Below are 21025 nucleotides of genomic sequence, written 5' to 3'. Positions count from 1 at the left end.
CTCGTTCCCGCCCAGGCTGTGACTCGGCCAGGCGCAGAGCGAGGGTGGGGTGGGCGTAGGGTGGGCTTCAGCCCACCGCTCAAACGCTCCAGCACCCTAGAACAGATCCAACTGTTCCCCAGCCGGCAGCACCGATACCGCCGGAGCCGCAGAAACGGCCACCGATGCCGGAGGCGCGGCCGGCTGCGGCTCACGCGCCAGGCGCTCGGCCAGCCCCGCCGCCCGCTCGGCGCGGGTGCTCACCGCCTCGGCCAGGCGCTGGGGCAGGCCCCAGATCTCCACCCGCTGCCGGGCGCGGGTGATGCCGGTGTAGAACAGCGAGCGGCTGAGCAGCGGGCTCGGCTGCTCCGGCAGCACCAGCAGCACCTCGCGGAACTCCGAGCCCTGGCTCTTGTGCACCGTCATGGCGAAGGCGCTGTCGTGGCTGGGCAGGCGGGCCGGGGAGAAGGGCCGGTGGCCGTCCTCGCCCTCGAAGAACACCCGCAGCCCATGGGGCGTCGGCAGGCAGATGCCGACGTCGCCGTTGAACAGCCCCAGCGCGTAGTCGTTCTGCCGCACCATCACCGCCCGCCCCGGGTACCAGCGCTCGCGGCTGGCGATGCCCAGGCGGCGCTTGATGCGCGCCTCCAGCGCCTCGTTGATCCCGGCCACGCCCCAGGGCCCCTCGCGCTGGGCGGTGAGGGCGCGGAACTCGGCGAAGGCCGCGAAGGCGGCCGTCGGGTCGCCCCGGCGCGCCGCACTGATGAAGGGGGCGTAGCCCGCATCCAGGCGCTCCAGCAGCGCGGCCTGCAGCGGCCCGGCGTTCCAGGCCAGGTCGGCGCGGCCCTCGCGCAGCAGCGCCAGGGTGCCGCGGGCGTCGCCGGCGTTGATCCGCCGTGCCAGCTCACCGATGCCGCTGTCCCCGGCGAAGCGGTGGCTGTGGGTCAGCAGCACCACCGAATCCCCCAGGCGCGAGGTGGGCATCTCCGCCGGCACCGGCTGGCCGGTGATGCGCTCCAGCTCGGCCGCCGCCGTGGCGTCCAGGCCCCGGCCCTCGCAGAGTTCGGCGAACACCGCGCCGGCCTCCACCGCCGCCAGCTGGTCCTTGTCCCCCAGCAGGATCAGCCGCGCACCCGGGGGCAGCGCGTCCACCAGCTTGGCCATCAACGCCAGGTCCACCATCGAGGCCTCGTCCACCACCAGCACGTCCAGCGGCAGCGGGTTCTCGGCGTGGTGGCGCACCCGGGGGCTGTCACCGTGGCTGCCGAGCAGGCGGTGCAGGGTGCGCGCCTCCTCCGGCAACAGATTCTTCACCGCGTCGCTCACCGGCAGGTCGGTCTTGGCATTGCGGATCGCTTCGGCCATGCGTGCCGCCGCCTTGCCGGTGGGGGCCGCCAGGCCAATGGCCAGGCGCTCGCCACCGGGCTGCTCCAGCAGGGACGCCAGCAGGCGCACCACGGTGGTGGTCTTGCCGGTGCCGGGGCCGCCGGAGATCACCGCCAGGTTGCGCCGCACCGCCTGGGCAGCGGCCAGCCGCTGCCAGTCCGGCGACTGGGTGTTGCGGGCGAACAATCGCGCCAGGGACTCGCCCAGCTGCGCCTCGTCCACCGGCGGGCGGGCCGTGGCCAGCCCCAGCAGGGCCTCGGCCAGGCGCGCCTCGTAGGCGTGGTAGCGGCTGAGGTAGAGGCGATCTCCGTCCAGGGTGAGCGGCGCGTAACCGCCGGCCGTGGCCACCAGCGGCGAGGCCGCCAGCTGTGCCCGCCAGGTATCCAGGGGCGGCAGGTCGAAGCCCTCGATGCCCTCGTCGAACACCCGCTGGCCGGCCAGGCGCGCCAGGGGCAGGCACACGTCGCCCGCCGCCAGGGCCTGGCAGCAGAGCACCCCGGCCACCAGCACCGGCAGCGGCGCGTCGGGCTCCAGGTGCAGCAGGCTGTCGGCGAAGAAGCGCTCCAGCGGCCCCAGGGGCAGGTCGGCAGGCGTCATGGGGGGCCCTCCTCGAACAGCCGGTCCAGCGCGTCCAGCAGCGCGTCGTCCGGGCGGTGGAAGTACACCCCGGCGTCGGGCATGCCGCGCAGGAACAGGTAGTAGGCGCCGCCCAGCCCGTCCGGGCCGAAGCCGTCCAGGCGCTGGCGCAGGAAGCGCCGCAGCGCCACCAGGTAGATCAGGTACTGCAGGTGGTAGTGCTCGGCGGCGATGGCCTGCTCCAGGCGTTCGCCGCCGTAGTAGCTGGCGTCGGGCCCCAGCCAGTTGGACTTGTAGTCGGCGATGTACCAGCGCCCCTGGTGCTCGAAGGTGAGGTCGATGAAGCCCTTCATGAAGCCGTTGAGGGTGTCGAACTCCAGGCGCTCGGCCGCCGCACGCATGGGCGCCGGCAGGCCGTGGGCCGGGTCCGCCAGCACCGCGCGCAGGCCGTGCAGGTCGAGCTGGCGCACCGGGAAGGTGAAGCCCAGTTCCGGCAGGCGCCGCGCCGGGTCGAGCCCGGCCAGGGTCAGGCCGGCGCCGTCGAGGTCGGTGTCCAGCACCTGGCGCAGGTGCAGGGTCGCGGTCTCGGCCCATTCCAGCGGCAGGCCGTGGCCCTTGAGGTGGGTGTCCACCAGCGTGGCCAGCTCGCCCTCGCCGCGCACCCAGTCCTCGAGGATGGCGTGCAGGCAGGTGCCGGCCCGGGCGCCGCGCGGGAAGGCGTGGAAGCCGCTGCCCGGGTCGGTGGCCGGCGGCACGAAGAAGGCGTCGCGGTCCGGCGCCTCCATGTGCATGCCGGCCGCCAGGCCGGAGAAGCTGCCGACCCGCCAGGCGCTGTGCAGGGTGCGCTGCAGCTGCGCCAGGGCCGTCGGCGGCGGGGCGCGGTGCTCGCCCTGGGCGCTGGCCTCGGCCTCGCGCAGGGGCACCACGGCGATGTCGCCCGCGCTGTCGGCGGCCAGGGCCTCCAGCTCCTTGCGCAGGCCGGGGCCTTCCAGGGCCGCCAGGTGGCCGGCCAGTTCGTCCAGGGGCGCGTCGCCGGGCAGGGTGCGGCCGTGCAGCAGCCAGGCCAGGGCGCTGGTGTGCAGTCCGTCATCGGGCAGGCCGCCGTCCTTCTTCGGCTTGGGCACCGCCACCGGGCCCCAGTGCAGCCAGAGGCGGTCGCGGGGGCGGGTGAGGGCTACGTAGGCCAGGCGCAGGCGTTCGGCGAAGCGCTCGCGGCGGGCGCGCTCGCGGTGGGCCTCCAGCTCGGGGCCGCCCAGGTCCAGCAGCGGGGTGCCGTCCTCGGCGTGGCAGGTGATGTCTTCGTCGCGGCGCAGCAGCGCGCCGTCCCACAGGTAGGGGCAGAACACCAGCGGGTATTCCAGGCCCTTGGAGGTGTGCACGGTGACGATCTGCACCCGCTCGGCATCGCTTTCCAGGCGCAGCAGGGCGTCGTCGCCGTGGCTCTCGGCCTGGCACTGGGCGATGAACCAGGCCAGCAGCGGCTCCAGGCCGGGGCGCAGCAGGCTCTCGGCCTGCAGCAATTCGGCCAGGTGCAGCAGGTTGGTCAGGCGCCGCTCGCCGTCGGGCAGGGCGATCAGCCGCTCGGCCACCGCCTGCTCGTCGAGCCAGGCGCGGAAGGCGCGCATGAAGCCGTGCTGCTGCCACAACTGGTGGTAGCGCTCGGCGCGTTCGCGTTCCTCGTCCCAGGCGTGCTCGTCGTCCTGGCAGCGGGCCAGGGCCTGGGCGTCGCGGCCCAGCAGGCGGGTGGAGAGGGCATAGCGCAGCACGCCCTCGCGCCCCGGCTCGGCGTAGGCGGCGAGCACGGCGGCCAGTTCGGCGGCCTCTTCGCTGTGCCAGACGCTGTCGCGGCCACGGCGCACGCTGGGTACGCCACGGGTGGCCAGCTCGGCGGCCACGTCGCCGGCCTGGCGGTGGCTGGCCACCAGCACGGCGAAGTCGCCGCCGCGCAGCGGGGTGCGCACGCCGTCGGCCTCGAAGTAGGCCTGGCCGGCGGCGCTGGCGGCCAGCAAAGCGGCGATGCGGCGGGCGGTGTCGATGGCCACCGCGCGGCCGGCCTCGCCCTTGCCGAGGGGCTCGTCCCCCAGCCATACCAGCTCCAGCGGGGCGCCGCCCTCGGGCAGCACCAGCTGCGGGCGCGGCTTGTCGCTGGCGCCCACTGGCGGGTAGTCCAGCCCCGGCTCGGCGAACGGGCGGGGGCGGTCGAAGACCCGGTTCAGCGCGGCGATCAGGCGTGGCACGGAGCGGTGGTTGGTGGCCAGGCTGTATTGCCGGGCGGCCTCGTCGCGGGCCTTGAGGTAGGTGGCCAGGTCCGCGCCACGGAAGGCGTAGATGGCCTGCTTGGGGTCACCGACGAAGCACAGGTCGCCCCCGGCTTCGCCGCCCGGGTAGACGCGGCGGAAGATGGCGTACTGCACCGGGTCGGTGTCCTGGAATTCGTCGATCAGCGCCACCGGGTAGCGCTCGCGCAGGGCGGCGGCCAGGGCGTCGCCGGCCTCGCCCTGCAGCGCCTCGTCGAGGCGGTTGAGCAGGTCGTCGAAGGCCAGCAGGCGCTGGGCCGCCTTGCGCTGGGGCAGCTCGCGGTTGAGGGTGTCGAGCAGGCGCACCTGCAGGGCGATCAGCCGTGCCTCGCCGGCCGGTTTGGCCGCCTCCAGCGCGTCCACCAGGCCTTGCAGGGCCGAGCAGAGCGGGTACTCCGGGAGGTCGAAGCCCTTCTTGCAGCCCTTGGCCAGCGCCTCGCGGGCGAGCTTCTCCAGGCCTGCCGGCGGGGCGAAGAGCGCCGCCGGGTCGGCAAAGTAGGCGTCCAGCTCGCTGTGCCAGAGGGCGAACTTGGCCGCGTCGTAGCTGCGCTTGTTGAGCCCGTCGAAAGCCGCCAGCTCGGCCAGGCAGCTGGCGGCGTCGCGCAGCCACAGGCTGCGGGCGTGTTCCCAGGCGTCGCAGGCCGGGGCCAGGTCGCCCGGGGCGGCGTCGCGGGGCTCGATGCGCAGGTAGGGCTTGCCCAGGTGCCCGCGCAAGCGCTGGCGCAGGCTGGCCGGGGTCAGCCGTTTCTGCGCCAGGAAGCGCGCCCAGGCCGGCTCGGCGGCGGCCAGTTCGGCGCGCCAGAGGTCGGCGAGCAGGGCGTCCAGCACGTCGCGGTCGTCGGCCGCCAGTTCGCTGTCGAAATCCCCGCCGGCCTCGAAGGCCGCGTCCTGCAGGGCGCGCTGGCAGAAGCCGTGGATGGTGAAGATGGCCGCCTCGTCGAAACCGTGCACCGCCAGCAGCAGGCGGCGGTGGGCGTCCTCGCCCGGGTAGCGGGCATGCAGCCCGGCCAGCACCGGGTCCGGCGCGGGGGCGCCCTCGTACATGGCCAGCAGCGCCGCCAGGCGCGCGCGGATGCGCTCGCGCAGCTCGGCGGTGGCGGCGGTGGTGTAGGTGACCACCAGGATCTGCCCGACGCCGAGCTGGCGCTCCAGCAGCAGGCGGGCGTAGAGCGCGGTCAGGGTCCAGGTCTTGCCGGTGCCGGCGCTGGCCTCGATCAGGCTGCGGCCGTCGAAGGGGGAGTCGAGCAGGTCGAGGCTCATGCGTCCTCCTCGCCGTCATCGGTCAGGGCATCCAGGGCCGGGCCGAGCAGGGTCTCGGCGAGGGTTTCGAAGCGTGCGTCCAGGGGGTCGCGGTCGCGGAAGGCGAGGGCGTACCAGGGGTCCTGGGATTCGCCACGGGGGCCGAAGTCGAGGCCTTCCCAGGCCAGGCGGGCCTTGCTGCGGGCCGCTTCCAGGGGCTCCTTGCGGCCGGGCTTGCGCAGGCCGTGGGCGAAGCCGTGGCTGGCCTTGGTGATCAGCGGCAGCGGGGTACAGAGGGCCTCGCGGTACGCCACCAGCCAGGGCTCCAGCAATTGCCGGGCGTTGGCCAGGGGGCCGGCCTGCCAGTCACCGGCCGGCGACAGCAGGCGGCTCTCCCGGGCGATGCCGGGGGGCGCGGCGATGTTCAGCAGCAGGTGGCGCAGCCAGAAGGGCGCCAGCTCCCATTCGCCGAGGCGGTTCAGGCGCCAGCCGAACAGGCCGTCTTCGGTCACGCCGTCGAGCCAGCCGTGGATGCGCACGCCGGCCAGTTCCAGGTCCACCAGCAGCGGCTGCGGCGCGCTCTCCGGGCGGGCGTCGAACAGCCGGGGGGCGAAGGCGCGCACCGGGCCGCGCAGCTGGCCCCACAGGGCGTGGCCGAGCTCGCCGCTGGGCAGCCAGCCGGCGGCGCGGGCGATGCGGCGCTCGTCGGCTTCGGACCAGCCGCGCTCGACGGCGTCCAGGGCGAGCTGGCGCAGGCCGCGCCAGGCGGGGCCTTCGAGGGCGAAGGGCTCGTCGCTGGCGAGGGCTTCCTCGGGCTCGGCCAGGTGCAGGCCGAGGCGCTGCTCCAGCAGGAAGCGCGCCGGGTGGCGGAAGCATTGCACCAGCATCGAGGGTTCCAGGGTCAGCCAGTCGGCGTCGGGCGCCGGCAGCGGCTCGGCGAAGGGCGCGGCGGCCGGCTGCGGTTCGCCGGCCAGGCGCTGGGCGGCGCGGAACCAGGGGGCGGCGTAGCCACGGTGGACGCCGCCAGCGAAGTTGCCGGGGGCGAAGGGCTGCAGCGGGTGGTTGACCAGCACCCGCTGGCTGGCGGGGGCGCCGTCGGCGTGGGCGGTGAGGTCGACGGTCTCCAGCAGCTCGCTGACCAGCACCGAGGGCGGCAGCGCGGCGTTGTCCCGGGGGTCGCGGCCAACGTAGCTGATGTAGAGGCCGTCGCGGGCCGACTGCAGGGTTTCCAGCAGCAGGTAGCGGTCGTCCAGGCGCCGGGCGCGGTCGCCCCGGCGCGGCCGGCGGGTGATCAGGTCGAAACCGGCGGCGGGGGTGCGCCGGGGGAAGGCGCCGTCGTCCAGGCCGAGCAGGCACACCAGGCGGAACGGCAGGCTGCGCATGGGCACCATGGTGCAGAAGGTCACGGCGCCGGTGAGGAAGCCCGAGGCGCCGCCGCCGGCATCCAGCGCGGCCACCAGTTGCTGGCGCACCAGGGCCAGCTCCACCGGGCGGGTGATCAGCGCGGCCTCGCCCTGCTTGCGCAGTTCGCCGCAGGCCTGGGACAGCAGCAGCAGGGTCTCGCCGGCCTCGCGTTCGTCGAACAGCTGGTCGATCAGCCCCTGCAGGGTCTCGGCCCAGTCCGCCAGCGGGCGCGGCCGGGCCAGGTCGTCGGCGAGCACGCCAAGGCGCTGGATGAAGCCGGCCAGGCGGCCGAGCAGTTGCGCGCGGGCGCCTTCGAGGGCATCCAGCGGCCAGCTGTCCCCCAGCAGCGGCGGGGCCTCGCCGGCCAGCCGGGGCGGCGCGGCGAAGCCCAGCACCAGGCGCTCCAGGCCCTGGCGCCAGCTGAAGGCGTCGTCCTCGGGCAGGCCCAGGCGCACCCGGTGGCGGGCGTCACGGCCCCAGCGCACGCCGGCTTCGCGCAGCCAGTCGCGGATCAGCGGCAGGTCATCGGCGTCGATGCCGGCGCGGGCCGCCAGGGCCGGCAGCTCCAGCCAGGCCAGCAGTTCCTCGGCGGCGAAGCGGCTCTGGGGCAGCTCCAGCAGGGCGAGGAAGGCCTCCACCAGCGGCAGCTCGGCGCGCAGGCTGCGGTCGGCCAGGCTGTAGGGGATGCGCGGCACGCCCTCGCGGGGGGCGAACACCGCTTCGATGTAGGGGGCGTAGCGCTCGATGTCGGGGGTCAGCACCACCACCTGGTCGGGGGTCAGCCCGGGGTCGGCGGCGAAGCGGGCCAGCAGCTGGTCGTGCAGCACCTCCACTTCCCGCAGCGGCGAGTGGCAGACGTGCACCTCCAGCGAGCGGTCGTCCGGGCGCAGCGCCAGGCGCTCGTCGGCGTGGCGGGTGCGCAGCCGCAGGATGTCGTTCTGGATGGCGCGCAGCAGGCTGCTGTCGTCCAGGCCGTCGTCCTCGGCGTAGATGCCGAAGTCCTGCCCGCCGAGGGTGAACAGGGCGTCGAAGAAGTCGCGCCCCTGCTTGCCGAGGCTGGCCAGCAGCGGGTGGCCGACGTCCAGGTACCAGTCGTCGATGCCCGGCTCCGGCAGGGCGGCCAGCTCGCGGATGTCGCGGATGTCGCCCCAGGCTTCGCGGCAGGGGTTGAGGGCGAAGAGGATGACCTCGCAGTGCCGCGCCAGCCCTTCCAGCACACGCATGTGGTGCGGCGGCAGGCTGCTGATGCCGAACACCACCAGGCGCTCGGGCAGCCCGGCCAGGGGCGCCGGGTCGTGCAGCCGCGCCAGCAGGTCGCCCAGCAGGCGCGCGCGGTGGGGGTGGCCGTCGACGGTGAGGGCCTGCCAGAGCAGCGCCTGCCAGGCTTCGTCGGGGCCGAGCCCGAGCAGCTCGCCGCGCTCCCAGGCGGCCAGCCAGTCGTCGCGGTAGAGCAAGTACTGGTCGAAGACGTCGGCGATGCGTGCGGCCAGGGTCAGGCGGCGGCGCTGGTCCCCGCCCTCCAGGTACTGCGCCAGGCGCGGCGCCTGCTCCAGGTGCGCGGGCTCGCAGAGCCAGTCGTAGAGGCGCCAGGTCAGGGTGGTGGGGTTGAAGGCCGACTGCGGCGGCAGTTCGCCCAGTACCTGGCGGGTGAGGTCCCAGACGAAGCGCGCCGGCAGCTGCACGTCGAGCTGCATGGCGATGCCCTGGGCGCGGGCCAGTTGCAGGGTCAGCCAGCGGCCTATGCCCTGGCTCGGCACCACCACCTTGGCCGGGGCCAGCGGGTCCGCCAGCGGCTGGGCGAGCAGGGCGCAGGCCAGCTCGCCGAGGCTTTCCAGGTCGTTGGCGTGGTAGAGGTTGAGCATGGGCGGGCCGCGTCGATCGGGAGCGCACAGGGTATCAGTTGACCCGATTGGGGGCGACGCCGCGCGCGGACAGGAATTGCCGACTTAACTGGCTTACAGGGAGGTGGATGCGCGCAGCGCGGGGCTGGCCCGATGCGCCTCGGAACATGACAATCGCGTGACAGTCTGATGTCACGGCGCCGCCACGCGGCGCCCTCGTCTGTGGGGGCCTGGTCCTGCCAGGGAATGGCGGCAGCCAGGGCCCCGGGAACGTGTCGCGATCTCCGCCCGGCAATTGGGGCGGCGCGCGACCGGCTTCTTGAAGGAGGGGTCCGATGCTCACCTTGCTCAACCTGCTTTCCGCCGTGGCCCTGCTGGTCTGGGGGACCCACATCGTGCGGACCGGCATCCTCCGGGTCTACGGCAGCGACCTGCGGCGCCTGCTCGGCCACGCCATGCGCCGCACCCCGCTGGCCTTCGCCGCCGGCATCGGCGTCACGGCGCTGGTGCAGAGCAGCAACGCCACGGCGCTGCTGGTCACGTCCTTCGTCGCCCAGGGGCTGATGGGGCTGTCCTCGGGGCTGGCGATCATGCTCGGCGCCGACGTCGGCACGGCGCTGATGGCGCGGGTGCTGACCTTCGACCTGTCGTGGCTGTCGCCGCTGCTGATCTTCTTCGGGGTGATCCTGTTCCTCTCGCGCAAGCAGACCCGCCTCGGCCAGATGGGCCGGGTGGCCATCGGCCTGGGGCTGATCATCCTCGCGCTGCAGCTGATCGTCGCCGCTGCCGAGCCCATCACCACCGCCAAGGGGGTGAAGGTGCTGTTCTCTTCGCTGACCGGCGACGTGATGCTCGACGCCCTCACCGGCGCGCTGTTCGCCATGATCACCTACTCCAGCCTGGCGGCGGTGCTGCTCAGCGCCACCCTGGCGGCGGCCAAGGTGATCCCGCTCAAGGTGGCGCTGTGCCTGGTGATCGGCGCCAACGTCGGCAGCGGCATCCTGGCGATGATCAGCGCCACCTCGCAGAACGCCGCCGGTCGCCGGGTGGCCCTGGGCAGCCTGCTGTTCAAGCTCGCCGGCACCCTGCTGGTGCTGCCGCTGGTGGGCCCGCTGGCCAATTGGCTGGACACCTGGCCGTTCTCCACCGCCGAACTGGTGATCGCCTTCCACGTGCTCTACAACAGCGTGCGCTGCCTGCTGTTCCTGCCGCTGACGCCCTACATGGCGCGCTTCTGCGACTGGCTGCTGCCTGACCGCGAGCAGCCCACCGACGTCGCGAGGCCGCGCCACCTGGACCCCACCGCCCTGGACACGCCGAGCCTGGCCCTGGCCAACGCCGTGCGCGAGACCCTGCGCCTGGGGGACATCGTCGAGCAGATGCTCAACCACCTGCTGGCGCTGATGCGCGGCGCCGACCCCAGCCTGGGCCGCGAGATTCACCGCCTGGACGACGACATCGACGCCCTCTACACCGCCATCAAGCTCTACCTGGCGCGCATGCCCCGCGAGGACCTCAGCGAGCGCGACAGCCGGCGCTGGGCCGAGATCATCGAGCTGACCATCAACCTGGAGCAGGCCGGCGACCTGATCGAGCGCATGCTCGGCGACGTGCAGCACAAGAAGACCGCCCAGCAGCGCTCCTTCTCCGACGCCGGCCTGGCCGACATCGGCGACCTGCACCAGCAACTGGTGGACAACCTGCGCCTGAGCCTCTCGGTGTTCCTCAACGGCGACCAGGAGAACGCCAAGCGCCTGCGCCGCGCCAAGCAGCGCTTCCGCGTGCTGGTGCGGCGGCTGTCCCATGCGCACCTGGAGCGGCTGCACCAGCAGGTGGTGGAAAGCATGGAGACCAGCGCCCTGCACCTGGGCCTGATCAGCGACATGAAGCGCCTCAACTCGCTGTTCTGCGCCATCTCCTACGCCGTGCTGGACAACCCCGAGGCCCCGCTCAGCGCCCGGGACGAAGACGACATCGACCCGCAGCGCGACGTCGAAGTGGCCTACCCGCCGGAGATCACCTCGCACCGCTGACAGCGCTTTCCGACAGACGCGGCCTTGGGCAGAATCCTGCCCATGAGCCCGCCTGCCACCCCCTCCGGACACGCCTCGGTCAGCGCCAGCCTGACCCAGGCCGTGCTGCACGCCGCCGTGGCCCTGGGCCTGCCCAGGGCCGCGCTATTGCAGGACAGCGGCCTGGCCGAAGCCGACCTCAACGCCCCCGACGCGCGCATCCCCTTCACCCGGCAGGAAGCCCTCTGGCACAGCATCGCCCGTCACCTCGACGCCCCCGAACCCGGCCTGGCCCTGGGTAGCGCCCTGGCCCCCGGGCAGTTCAGCGTGCTCGGCTACCTGCTGCAGAGCAGCCCGACCCTGGGCGAGGCCCTGGAAGCGGAACTGCGCTACCAGCGCCTGGTGGGCGAGGGCGGCACCCTGGTGGTGGACGCCCGGGGCGACGAGCTCTGGACCCTCTACCGCCCCCTCGACCCCCATGCGCCCGCCACCCGCACACGGGTGCTGGCGCTGATGGCCTTCTGGGTGGGATTGATGCGCCCGCTGCTGGACGACCTGCGCCTGCTGCGCGCCACCTTCCAGCACCCGGCCCCGGCCGACCTGGCGCCCTACCAGGCCTGCTTCGGCTGCCCCCTGGTCTTCGACGCCGCCGACTACGCCCTGGTGCTGCCCTTGAGCCTGCGCCAGGCCCCGCTCAAGCAGGCCAACCCGCCCTTGCAGGCGGTGCTGCGCCAGCACGCCGAAGCCCTGCTCGCGCGCCTGCCCAGCGAAGGCCTGCGGGCGCGGGTGGTGGCCCTGCTGGGTGCCCAGCTGGCCCATGGCGAACCCGACCGCGCCGCCCTCGCCAGCGTCCTCGGCCTCAGCGAACGCACCCTGCAGCGCCGCCTCGCTGAAGAAGGCAGCAGCTACCAGCACCTGTTGATCGACACCCGCCGGCAACTGGCCGAGCGGCACCTGCAGGACGCCGACCTGCCCATCGCCGAAATCGCCCTGCTGCTCGGCTACTCCGAACCCAGCGTGTTCTTCCGCGCCTTCCGCCAGTGGACCGGGATGACCCCCGGCGAATACCGCCAGGCCCGGCGCCAGGCAGCGCAGGCGTAGCCGAGGCGGCGCTAGCGGCGCCCGCCCCGGGCAGCGAGAAAGGCCAGGAACGCCTCGCGGCTGCTGTACCTCGGCACATAGCCGAACACCGCCTTCAGCCGCCGGTTGTCCAGCACCGGCCGATAGCGCAGGAAGTCCAGCTGCTCCGGCCCGTAGCGGGTCAGCCGCAGCGGCCGCAGCAGCCCCAGCACCAGGCGGATCAGCCCCGCCGGCAGCGGCCGGTAGGGCTTGCCCAGCAGCCCGGCGATCTCCGCCAGGGACAGCGCGCCATCCCCGGCGAGGTTGTAGAGCCCGGTGCTGCCGCGCTCCAGGCCCTGGACGAGGATGTCCACCACGTCCTCGTCCCAGATGAACACGAAGCGGCTGTCGTGCCCGCGCACGCCGAGCACGCTGGGCTTCTCGAACAGCGCGGTGATCTGGTTGTCCACCTGCCGGCCGAGGATGGTGCCGGGGCGCAGCACCAGCTGGCGCAGTTGCGGATGCGCCCGGCGCGCCTCGGCCAGCAGCCGCTCCACCTCGCGCTTGTGGCGGGCGTAGGCGAAGGCGTCGTGGCCACGCAGGGGCTGGTCCTCGTCGATCCACTCGGCGTTGTCGGGGTGGTAGCCGTAGGCGGCGCCGGAGCTGGTCACCACCAGTTGCCCGACGCCTGCCGCGATGGCGGCGTCCAGCACCGCGCGGGTGCCCCCCACGTCGATGGCGTGCAGGGTGGCCTCGTCCATGCCCGGCGGCGGCGTCACCACCGAGGCCAGGTGGACGATGGCGTCCGGGCGCCAGGCGCGGATGCAGTCATGCACTGTCCGGGCCTGGCTGACGTCGAGCCAGGCCCGGGCCACGCCCTCGGGTGCCGGCCACTCGCGCACGTCGGTGGCCAGCAGCGGCCAGTCCGGGTGGCGCGCGGCCAGGGCCTCCACCAGTTGCCGGCCGATGAAGCCGCCGCCGCCGGTGATCAGGACGCGCATGCCGGCACCTCCTCGGGCAACGGGCGGTTGCGCCAGTACGCCACCAGCAGCAGGCCGCTGACCAGGTGCCAGGTGCCCCAGAAGGCCGCCACCAGGGCCATGTTCGGCTCACCGCCGAACTGGGCGAAGATCAGCCCCAGCGCCAGCCCGGAGTTGTGCATGCTGATCTCGATCACCATGGCCCGGCGGTTGGCACCGTGCTGGCGGGCCAGCACCGCCATCAGCCAGCCGAGCACGATGGCGCTGGCGTTGTGCAGCACCACGATGAAGAACACCAGCCCGAGGTTGTCGACGAACAGCCGCCAGTTGCCGGCCACCGCGCCCGCCACGAAGACCACGAAGGCCAGCAGCGCGAAGCGCTTGAACCAGGGCATCGCCCGGGTCGCCCAGCGCGGCCACAGGTTGCCCACCAGCATGCCCAGCGCCAGCGGCAGGCCGAGCAGCAGCAACACGCTCACCAGCAGGCCGCCGCGGTCCATCGCCAGGGCATCCAGGCGTCCGGCCAGGTAGGCCGCGCCCTCGGGGTTGAGGCTGCTGGTGAGGGCGAAGTTGAACGGCAGCAGCACCAGCGCCAGCAGGCTGGACAGCGCGGTCATGCTCATCGACAGCGCGGTATTGCCCCGCGCCAGGTGGGTCATCACGTTGGACAGGTTGCCGCCGGGGCAGCAGGCCACCAGCAGCAGGCCCAGCTCCAGGCCCGGGTGCAGGTCCACCAGCAGCGTCACCCCGAGGGTCGCCCAGGGCAGGATCAGGCACTGCCCGAGCATGCCCGCCAGCACCGGCTGCGGCTGCCGGAGCACGGCGAGGAACTGGGCGGTGCGCAGCTCCAGGGACACGCCGAAGATCATCACCGCCAGCACCAGGCCGAGCACCAGTTGCTGGTTCGCGTCGTAGTTCATGCAGGGCGCCTGTCATTGTCGTTATGCCGGGCACTCTACCTGCCCCCTGTGGCCGCCGGCAGTGACCGGTCCGGCCAGCGGTCATGGCGAATCGCGACAGACTGACGCGGGTCAATATTCGACCAGGGGCCGCTGCCTAGAGTGCGTAGCCTTTTGCCATCAGCCTGAAGCCCCTGCCCATGGACCGCTCCGAACCACCGCTCGTCGCCATCAACGACCCCGCGCTGGCCTGCCTGCTGCGCGACATGCTGCCGGCCATGGGCATCGTCTGCGAGGTCGTCGAGGACGCTGCCGACTGCTCCCGCGCACCACTTTGCCGCTGGCTCAATGACGCGTCCTTGAGCGACGCGATCCGTTTGCGCCTGTTGCTGGACGAGGCCATCGCGGTGCTCGAACGCACCCGCCATGCCTTCAAATCCCGTGAACTCGGGCACTTGCGCCGGCGCCTGGAAGAGGCGCGGGAAGAGTTGTCGCACCCCGCCCCGCTGGTGTAAAAACCAGCGCTGCGAAGGCCCCGCAGGCAGCGGGGGCCGGCTTTGCCGGGCAGGACGAAGGGCCTGCAAGACAAGGCGCCACGGGAGGCCGTTCCAATTGGAACGGCCTCCCGTGGCGCCTTTTTTATTGCCCGTGATCCATGGGAGACGCTATGGAGCTGAAAGGACAACTGGAAGGCCTGCGCGCGCGCATCGGCCTGAGCAACCGCGAGATCGACCAGCGCTGCCGCTACCTGGACTGGCAGGCCCTGGACGCGGAGCGCCTGAACCGCCATGCCGACGCCATGGAGGCCGTCCACCTGGCCTTCGTCGAGCGTCTCTACGCGCACCTGGACCTGTTCCCGCCGCTGGCCAGCATCCTGCGCAACCCGGCCACCCTGGCCCGGCTCAAGGCCAGCCAGCTGGACTACTACAAGCGCCTCTGGAGCGGCCCCTACGACCCGGACTACGTGCTCAACCGGCTGCGCGTGGGGCTGGTGCACCAGCACGTCGGCGTGGACCTGAAGTGGTACCTGGGCGCCTACCGCCTGTACCTGGCGCAGATGGTCGAAAGCCTGCTGGGCGACAGCGACGCCACCCGCACCCTGGGCAGCCTGCTGAAGGTGGTGTTCTTCGACATCTCCCTGGCGGTGGACACCTACAGCGCCGCCCAGCGCCAGGCCCTGGAAGACAGCGAGGCGCGCTTCGCCCGCGCCCTGCGCGGCGCCCACGACGGCATCTGGGACTGGGACCTGGCCCACGACCGGCTCTACGTCTCCGAGCGCTGGGCGAGCATGCTCGGCCTGCCCCGGGACGCCCTCGGCGAGACCAGCGCCGCCTGGTTCGCCCGCGTCCACCCCGACGACCTGCCGGCCCTGCGCCAGGCCATCGACGCCCACCTGCGCGGCGACGCGCCCTGGCTCAGCCACGAGTACCGCATCCGCCAGCAGAACGGCGGCTACCTCTGGGTACAGGTGCGCGGCGTTGCCGAAGGGCAGCGCATGGCCGGCTCCCAGAGCGACATCAGCCAGCGCAAGGCCACCGAGCACCAGCTCAGCCATGCCGCCCGCCACGACCCGCTCACCGGCCTGGCCAACCGCCTGCGCCTGGACGAGCTGCTGCAACAGGCCCTGCAGCGCCAGCTCAAGCCCGGCGCGCGGCAGGCGGCGCTGCTGTTCATCGACCTGGACCGCTTCAAGCTGATCAACGACAGCCTCGGCCACGCCGTGGGCGACCGCGTGCTGGTGGAGGTGGCCCAGCGCCTCAAGCGCTGCCTGCGCCCCGGCGACCACCTGGCGCGCTTCGGCGGCGACGAGTTCGTCGTGCTGCTGGACGACCTGGCCCACCTGGGCGATGCCGAACAGGTGGCCAAGCGCATGCTGGAAAGCCTGCACCAGCCCCTGCACCTGGACGACCGCACCCTGGTGGTCAGCGCCAGCATCGGCTTCACCGCCCTGCAGGCCGAAGGCCAGACCATCGACGCGCTGCAGGCGGCGGACCTGGCGCTGTACCGCGCCAAGGAATCCGGCAAGGCGCAGATCGCCCGCTTCAGCCAGGACCTGCAGACCGCCGCCAAGCAGCGCCTGGAACTGGAAAGCGCCCTGGCCCAGGCCCTGGCGCGGCAGGAGTTCTTCCTCCACTACCAGCCCATCTGCCGGGTCGACCAGGGCCAGCCGCGCCTGGTGGCGGTGGAGGCCCTGCTGCGCTGGCGCCAGGGCGATGCCCTGGTGTCCCCGGCGCGCTTCATCCCGGCCCTGGAGGAGTCCGGCGAGATCATCGCCGTGGGCGACTGGGTGCTGCGCGAGGCCTGCCGCCAGACCCGCGCCTGGCAACGGGCCGGCCAGGCCGACCTGCGCTGCTCGGTCAACCTCTCCAGCCGCCAGCTGCACCAGCCGGGCTTCGCCCAGCGGCTGCGGGCGATCCTCGCCGAGACCGGGCTGGACCCGGCCAGCCTGGTGCTGGAGATCACCGAGAGCCTGCTGATGCAGGACGGCGCCGACACCCTCGCCTGCCTGCGCGAGCTGGCCTGCCAGGGCGTGCGCCTGGCGCTGGACGACTTCGGCACCGGCTACTCGTCCCTCGGCTACCTCAAGCGCTTCCCCCTGCACATCCTCAAGGTGGACCGCAGCTTCATCGCCGGCGTGCCCGACGACGCCGAGCTGCGCACCATCTCCCGCGCCATCATCGGCCTGGGCGCCAGCCTCGGCCTGGAGGTGATCGCCGAAGGCGTGGAGAGCCCGGCCCAGCTGGACTTCCTCCTCGACGAGGACTGCCGCTACGCCCAGGGCTTCTGGTTCAGCCAGCCGCGCGCCCCGGACCACCTGCAGCGCCTGCTGGACGGCGAGGACAGCCTCGCCTGCCTGCTCGGCCAGCCCAGCCGCACCTTCGAGGGGGCCCAGCGATGAAGCGCAACCTGCCGGTCACCGGACGCGCGGTGGACTTCCCCGCCGACGCCAACATCCTCTCCACCACCGACCTGAAGGGCGTGATCACCCACGTCAACCAGGACTTCATCGACATCAGCGGCTTCACCCGCGAGGAGCTGCTGGGCCACAGCCACAACATGGTGCGCCACCCGGACATGCCGCCGGCGGCCTTCGAGCACCTGTGGCAGACCCTCAAGGCCGGCCGCAACTGGATGGGCCTGGTGAAGAACCGCTGCAAGAACGGCGACCACTACTGGGTCAGCGCCTTCGTCACCCCGGTGGTGCGCGAAGGCCAGGTGGTGGAGTACCAGTCGGTGCGCACCCGCCCCACCCGTGAGCAGGTGGCCCGGGCCGAACGGCTCTATGCCGAGCTGTCCAGCGGGCGCCCGCTGCGCCCGCGGCCCCTGCCATTGCACCTGCGCCTGCTGGGCGGCCCGTTGCTGGGTGGCGTGCTCGGGTTGCTGACCCACGCCGTGCTAGCCCCCGAGGGCGAGTGGGCCGCGCTGCCCTCGCTGCTGGTGGCGGTGCTCACCGCCGGCGCCTGGCTGCGCTGGCAGCTGCGCCCGCTGGACGCCCTGCTGGCGCGGGCCGGCGCCATCGCCGACAACCCCCTGAGCCAGGCGGTGTACTGCCAGCGCCACGACGAATTCGGCCGCCTGGCGCTGTGCCTGCAGATGCTGGAGACCGAGGCCGGCGCCCTGGTGGGGCGCATCGCCGAATCCTCCCACCTGCTGGCCGAGCACGCCGAGCGCCTGGCCGAGGCGGTCAGCCGGGGCAGCGCCGGCAGCCAGCGCCAGCTGGAGGAGACCGACCAGGTGGCCGGCGCCATGAGCCAGATGGCCAGCAGCGTGCAGGAGGTGGCGCGCAGCGCCCAGCACAGCGCCAGCGCCGCCGACCGCACCGACGACGCCGCCCGCCTGGGCCGCGAGGAAGTACAGGCCACCTGCGAGCGGATCGCCGAACTGGACCGCGAGGTGCGCGAGGCCGGCTGGGTGGTGGAAACCCTGCAGGCCCGCAGCGGCGAGATCGGCCAGGTGCTCGACGTGATCCGGGGCGTGGCTGAGCAGACCAGCCTGCTGGCGCTCAACGCCGCCATCGAGTCGGCCCGTGCCGGCGAGGCCGGGCGCGGCTTCGCCGTGGTGGCCGACGAGGTGCGGGCCCTGGCCGGGCGCACCCAGCAGTCCACCGCCGAGATCCACCGCATGATCAGCGCCCTGCAGAGCTGCAGCGAACAGGCGATGCAGGCCATGCGCCGCAGCGGCGAACGCGCCGGCGACAGCCTGGAACAGGCCCGGCGCGCCAGCCAGGCGCTGGAGCAGGTCAACCAGCAGGTGGCGGCCATCACCCACATGAGCCTGCAGATCGCCAGCGCAGTGGAGCAGCAGGGCGCCGCCGGCGACGAGATCCAGCGCAGCCTGGAGGCCATCCGCCTGGCGGCCGACCAGAACGCCGCCAGCGGCCAGTGCAGCCACCACAGCGCCGGCGAGGTGGCGGGGCTGGCAGTCAACCTGCGGCAGCTAGCGCTGCAGTTCTGGAGCGGGCGGCGCAGCCTGTCGTAGACGGGCACGGGGGCGGACGATCCGCTATGCTCGGCGCTTCGTTCCCGCCAGCCGCCGTCCCCGCCCGCCATGCGCTACCTGCTTTGCCTGCTGCTCCTGCTCGGCACCCCGGCCCACGCCTTCGACCGTGACCAGGTCGAGGGCTACCTGCTGGAGAACGGCCTGCAGGTCATCCTCAAGCCCACCCCGAACCGGGGCCACGTCTCCATCCGCCTGGTGGTGGGGGTCGGCTTCGACGACTTCGCCTGCGACGAGAAAGAGCTGCCGCACCTGCTGGAGCACCTGTTCTTCAGCGGCCTGCCCGGCAACGGCGAGGCCGACCTGGAGGCGCGCATGCAGGCCCTGGGCGGCGAATGGAACGCCTTCACCAGCGACAGCGACACCGCCTTCGTGCTGGAAGTGGCCGCGCGCAACCAGCGCCAGGCCCTCGACCTGCTGCTGGCGATCCTCCGCGAAACGCCCCTGGACGAAGGCCGCGTCGCCGCCGCCAAGCGCGTGGTACAGCGCGAGGGGGGCGGCCACTACTCGCACCTGGAGCGCCTGCTGGACCACCAGTCCCTGGGCCGCGAGGCCCACGAGCAGCTCGCCGTGGAGCTGGGCCTGGCCTGCGCCGAGCGCCCCTCGGTGGAGGGGCTGACACTGGAACGCCTGCAGGATGTGCGTGACACCTGGTACGGCGCCAACAACATGTCCCTGATCGTGGTCGGCGACCTCGACCCGCGCCTGCCCGCCTACCTCGATCGCCGCTACGGCGAGCTGCCGCCGGTGGAGGTACGCGAGCACCCGGCGCTGCCCACCATCAGCGCCGAGGCCGCGCCGCGCCTGACCCTGCGCAAGGGCCTGGTGGGCAATGGCGCCACCCTGCACTGGATCTTCCCCGAGCCGCTGGAGGACGGGGCCGACTACGCCACCCTGGAGCTGCTGCAGGACTACCTGGACTGGGAGCTGTACCAGCAGCTGCGCATCCGCAGCGGCCTCTCCTACGGCCCCTGGACGGACCGCCGCGCCTATGGCGGGCAGAGCTTCACCAGCCTCAACGCCGACCTGGAGCGCGAGGACCTCGACGAAGCGGTGCAGGTGCTGCAGGACACCACCCGGCGCCTGCGCGAGCACGGCGTCGACCGGACCAGCTTCGAGCGCCTGCGCCGGCTGGCGGTGGATCGCCAGGCCTGGGCCGCCCAGGGCGACGTGGCCCTGGCGGACTACTACTGGGGCGCCCTCGGCACCTACCAGGACGGGCGCTTCGAGAGCACCGCCAAGGCTTTCGCCCAGGTCACCCCGGAGCAGGTCGACAGCACCGTCCGCGCGCTGTTCGCCGAGCCGGGCTACCTGCGCATCGAGGCACCCCTGCTGACCTACGAGCAACTGGCCTGGCTGCTGGCCGCGCTGCTCGCCCTGCTGGCCCTGGCCGGCTGGTGGCTGCACCGCCGCCTGCGGCGCTGAACTGGCCGTCGGCCCGGCTTCTCAGCCTGCGGCCGACGGCAGTATCCTTCCGCCCCCCGCCTGCCACGCCGCCCTGCCATGACGTTCTGGAAAGACCGCCTGTTCGCCCTCATCGCCTTCATCCAGCGCCACCCGCGCCTGGTGGCGCTGTACGGGTTCTGCTCGGGGGTGGGCAGTTTCATCCTGGTGGACCGTGGCGCGCGCCTGGCCAAGGTGGTGGCGGTGCTGATGCTGGTGAGCTGGGTCTGGCTGCTGGCGGAGAACCTGTTCCGCCGGGCCATCGAGCGCTGGCTGAAGATCGAGCTGCCGCCGGCGCTGACGCGCTTCCTGACCCAGCTGATCCACCAGGAAAGCTTCTTCTTCGTGCTGCCGTTCTTCTTCATCACCACCAGCTGGAACAGCGGCCAGGCCCTGTTCACCGGGGTGCTGGGGCTGGCGGCGCTGTTCTCCATCACCGACCCGGTCTACAACAACGCCCTGGCACCGCGCCGCTGGCTGTACCTGGCCTACCACTCCCTGGCGCTGTTCGCCGTGCTGCTGACGGCGCTGCCGATCATCCTGCACCTGACCACGGCGCAGAGCTTCCAGTGGGCCCTGGGCATCGCCGTGCTGCTGTCGTTCCTCAGCCTGTGCAGCGCCATGCGCGTGCGCAGCCTGCGCCGGGGCCTGGCCCTGGTGGGGCTGACCCTGGCCCTGGGCGCCGCCGGCTGGCTAGGCCGGGTGATGGTGCCGCCGGCCACCCTGTGGCTGACCGAAGTGGCGGTGACGCCGGAGATGAACCAGCGCACCCCGGGGCAGGGCGTGGAGCAGATCTCCGCCGCCAAGCTGCGGGCCGACGGCCTCTACGCCTACACCGCGATCAACGCCCCGCGCGGGCTGAACGAGCGCATCTACCACGTGTGGCGCTTCGAGGGCCGCGAGGTGGACCGCATCGCCCTCGACATCCACGGCGGCCGCGAGGCCGGCTACCGCGCCTGGACCCACAAGCAGCGCTTCCCCGCCAACCCGGTGGGCAAATGGCAGGTGCGGGTGGTGACCGAGGCCGGCCAGATGATCGGCACCCTGCGTTTCGAGGTCACCGAAGACCCGTTGCCGCCCAAGCCCCGTTGAGCGGATCCACGGCCCAGCGACGGTGGGATGCCATGGCGGTGGGCTGAAGCCCACCCTTGTATCTCGACTACTGCCCCACCCCAGGGGCATAGTCCCCGACTGATCATCGGGGGAGGGATAGGAAGCCGTGCCCACCCTTAGGCCGCGAGCCTGCAACGTAGATAGTGCTCCGCCCCTCCACACTCACTCGAACAGCCCGAACGGTATCCAGAGCTTCGAGCTCGCATTCACAAGGTTGGGCCGGGTGCAGTGATGATCGCGTCTGAACGGATCGAGAGGAGAATCCATGCCCAGCGTCATCGGCATCGACATCGCCAAACA

12 protein-coding genes are annotated in these 21025 nt (G+C 72.7%); 7 read left to right on the top strand and 5 right to left on the bottom strand.

The window, feature by feature from the left end:
• Positions 1-96: 96 nt before the first annotated feature.
• From recD to recC, 3 genes are read right to left on the bottom strand one after another with little or no spacing between them, the layout of a single operon-like run.
• Positions 97-1962 carry an exodeoxyribonuclease V subunit alpha gene (recD, locus tag SZ55_RS03595; RefSeq protein ID WP_044401451.1) on the bottom strand — a complete coding sequence of 622 codons (1866 nt, stop codon included), beginning with the start codon at positions 1960-1962 and terminating at the stop codon, positions 97-99.
• Positions 1959-5498: an exodeoxyribonuclease V subunit beta gene (gene recB / locus SZ55_RS03590; RefSeq protein ID WP_044401448.1), complete on the bottom strand. Its 3540-nt coding sequence runs from the start codon at positions 5496-5498 to the stop codon at positions 1959-1961. Before recB ends, recD begins: the two co-directional genes overlap by 4 nt.
• Positions 5495-8743, bottom strand: coding sequence for an exodeoxyribonuclease V subunit gamma (gene recC / locus SZ55_RS03585; protein WP_044401445.1), 3249 nt, complete (start codon positions 8741-8743; stop codon positions 5495-5497). Before recC ends, recB begins: the two co-directional genes overlap by 4 nt.
• Before the next feature lie 314 nt (positions 8744-9057).
• Here recC and SZ55_RS03580 point away from each other — a divergent pair, with 314 nt between their 5' ends.
• Together SZ55_RS03580 and SZ55_RS03575 are read left to right on the top strand one after the other, a co-directional pair.
• On the top strand, positions 9058-10755 hold the full coding sequence (locus SZ55_RS03580) for a Na/Pi cotransporter family protein (protein ID WP_044401442.1): 1698 nt from the start codon (positions 9058-9060) through the stop codon (positions 10753-10755).
• Between the two features lie 42 nt (positions 10756-10797).
• Complete coding sequence (locus SZ55_RS03575; protein ID WP_044401439.1) at positions 10798-11835, top strand: AraC family transcriptional regulator; 1038 nt, start codon at positions 10798-10800, stop codon at positions 11833-11835.
• An 11-nt stretch (positions 11836-11846) separates the two neighbouring features.
• Here SZ55_RS03575 and SZ55_RS03570 read toward each other — a convergent pair whose 3' ends face one another.
• Both SZ55_RS03570 and SZ55_RS03565 read right to left on the bottom strand, forming a co-directional pair.
• Positions 11847-12794: an SDR family oxidoreductase gene (locus tag SZ55_RS03570; protein ID WP_044401436.1), complete on the bottom strand. Its 948-nt coding sequence runs from the start codon at positions 12792-12794 to the stop codon at positions 11847-11849.
• Entirely contained in the window at positions 12782-13693 is a 912-nt protein-coding gene (locus tag SZ55_RS03565; protein ID WP_044401433.1) for a bile acid:sodium symporter family protein, read from the bottom strand. Before SZ55_RS03565 ends, SZ55_RS03570 begins: the two co-directional genes overlap by 13 nt.
• Positions 13694-13872: 179 nt before the next feature.
• Between SZ55_RS03565 and SZ55_RS03560 the strand changes: the two genes are divergently transcribed.
• The 5 genes from SZ55_RS03560 to SZ55_RS03540 all read left to right on the top strand — a co-directional run bounded on the left by SZ55_RS03560 (position 13873) and on the right by SZ55_RS03540 (position 20704).
• A complete protein-coding gene (locus tag SZ55_RS03560) occupies positions 13873-14187 on the top strand; it encodes a hypothetical protein (RefSeq protein WP_044401429.1) in 315 nt (104 codons plus the stop codon).
• 152 nt (positions 14188-14339) lie between these two features.
• Entirely contained in the window at positions 14340-16571 is a 2232-nt protein-coding gene (locus tag SZ55_RS03555; protein ID WP_152644434.1) for a putative bifunctional diguanylate cyclase/phosphodiesterase, read from the top strand.
• Positions 16568-18151, top strand: coding sequence for a methyl-accepting chemotaxis protein (locus SZ55_RS03550; RefSeq protein ID WP_044401424.1), 1584 nt, complete (start codon positions 16568-16570; stop codon positions 18149-18151). Before SZ55_RS03555 ends, SZ55_RS03550 begins: the two co-directional genes overlap by 4 nt.
• A gap of 69 nt (positions 18152-18220) precedes the next feature.
• Positions 18221-19594, top strand: coding sequence for a M16 family metallopeptidase (locus SZ55_RS03545; RefSeq protein WP_044401421.1), 1374 nt, complete (start codon positions 18221-18223; stop codon positions 19592-19594).
• 78 nt (positions 19595-19672) lie between these two features.
• On the top strand, positions 19673-20704 hold the full coding sequence (locus tag SZ55_RS03540) for a DUF5924 family protein (protein ID WP_044401418.1): 1032 nt from the start codon (positions 19673-19675) through the stop codon (positions 20702-20704).
• The last annotated feature ends 321 nt before the right edge of the window (positions 20705-21025 follow it).

This window comes from Pseudomonas sp. FeS53a, from assembly GCF_000931385.1.
Classification (GTDB): domain Bacteria; phylum Pseudomonadota; class Gammaproteobacteria; order Pseudomonadales; family Pseudomonadaceae; genus Metapseudomonas; species Metapseudomonas otitidis.
Note: the sequence above shows the minus strand (reverse complement) of the source record. Positions and strands in the feature narration are given on the sequence as shown.

Coding starts and splice junctions, on each gene's coding strand:
- recD (WP_044401451.1), bottom strand. CDS start 1,962: ATGACGCCTGCCGACCTGCCCCTGGGGCCGCTGGAGCGCTTCTTCGCC.
- recB (WP_044401448.1), bottom strand. CDS start 5,498: ATGAGCCTCGACCTGCTCGACTCCCCCTTCGACGGCCGCAGCCTGATC.
- recC (WP_044401445.1), bottom strand. CDS start 8,743: ATGCTCAACCTCTACCACGCCAACGACCTGGAAAGCCTCGGCGAGCTG.
- SZ55_RS03580 (WP_044401442.1), top strand. CDS start 9,058: ATGCTCACCTTGCTCAACCTGCTTTCCGCCGTGGCCCTGCTGGTCTGG.
- SZ55_RS03575 (WP_044401439.1), top strand. CDS start 10,798: ATGAGCCCGCCTGCCACCCCCTCCGGACACGCCTCGGTCAGCGCCAGC.
- SZ55_RS03570 (WP_044401436.1), bottom strand. CDS start 12,794: ATGCGCGTCCTGATCACCGGCGGCGGCGGCTTCATCGGCCGGCAACTG.
- SZ55_RS03565 (WP_044401433.1), bottom strand. CDS start 13,693: ATGAACTACGACGCGAACCAGCAACTGGTGCTCGGCCTGGTGCTGGCG.
- SZ55_RS03560 (WP_044401429.1), top strand. CDS start 13,873: ATGGACCGCTCCGAACCACCGCTCGTCGCCATCAACGACCCCGCGCTG.
- SZ55_RS03555 (WP_152644434.1), top strand. CDS start 14,340: ATGGAGCTGAAAGGACAACTGGAAGGCCTGCGCGCGCGCATCGGCCTG.
- SZ55_RS03550 (WP_044401424.1), top strand. CDS start 16,568: ATGAAGCGCAACCTGCCGGTCACCGGACGCGCGGTGGACTTCCCCGCC.
- SZ55_RS03545 (WP_044401421.1), top strand. CDS start 18,221: ATGCGCTACCTGCTTTGCCTGCTGCTCCTGCTCGGCACCCCGGCCCAC.
- SZ55_RS03540 (WP_044401418.1), top strand. CDS start 19,673: ATGACGTTCTGGAAAGACCGCCTGTTCGCCCTCATCGCCTTCATCCAG.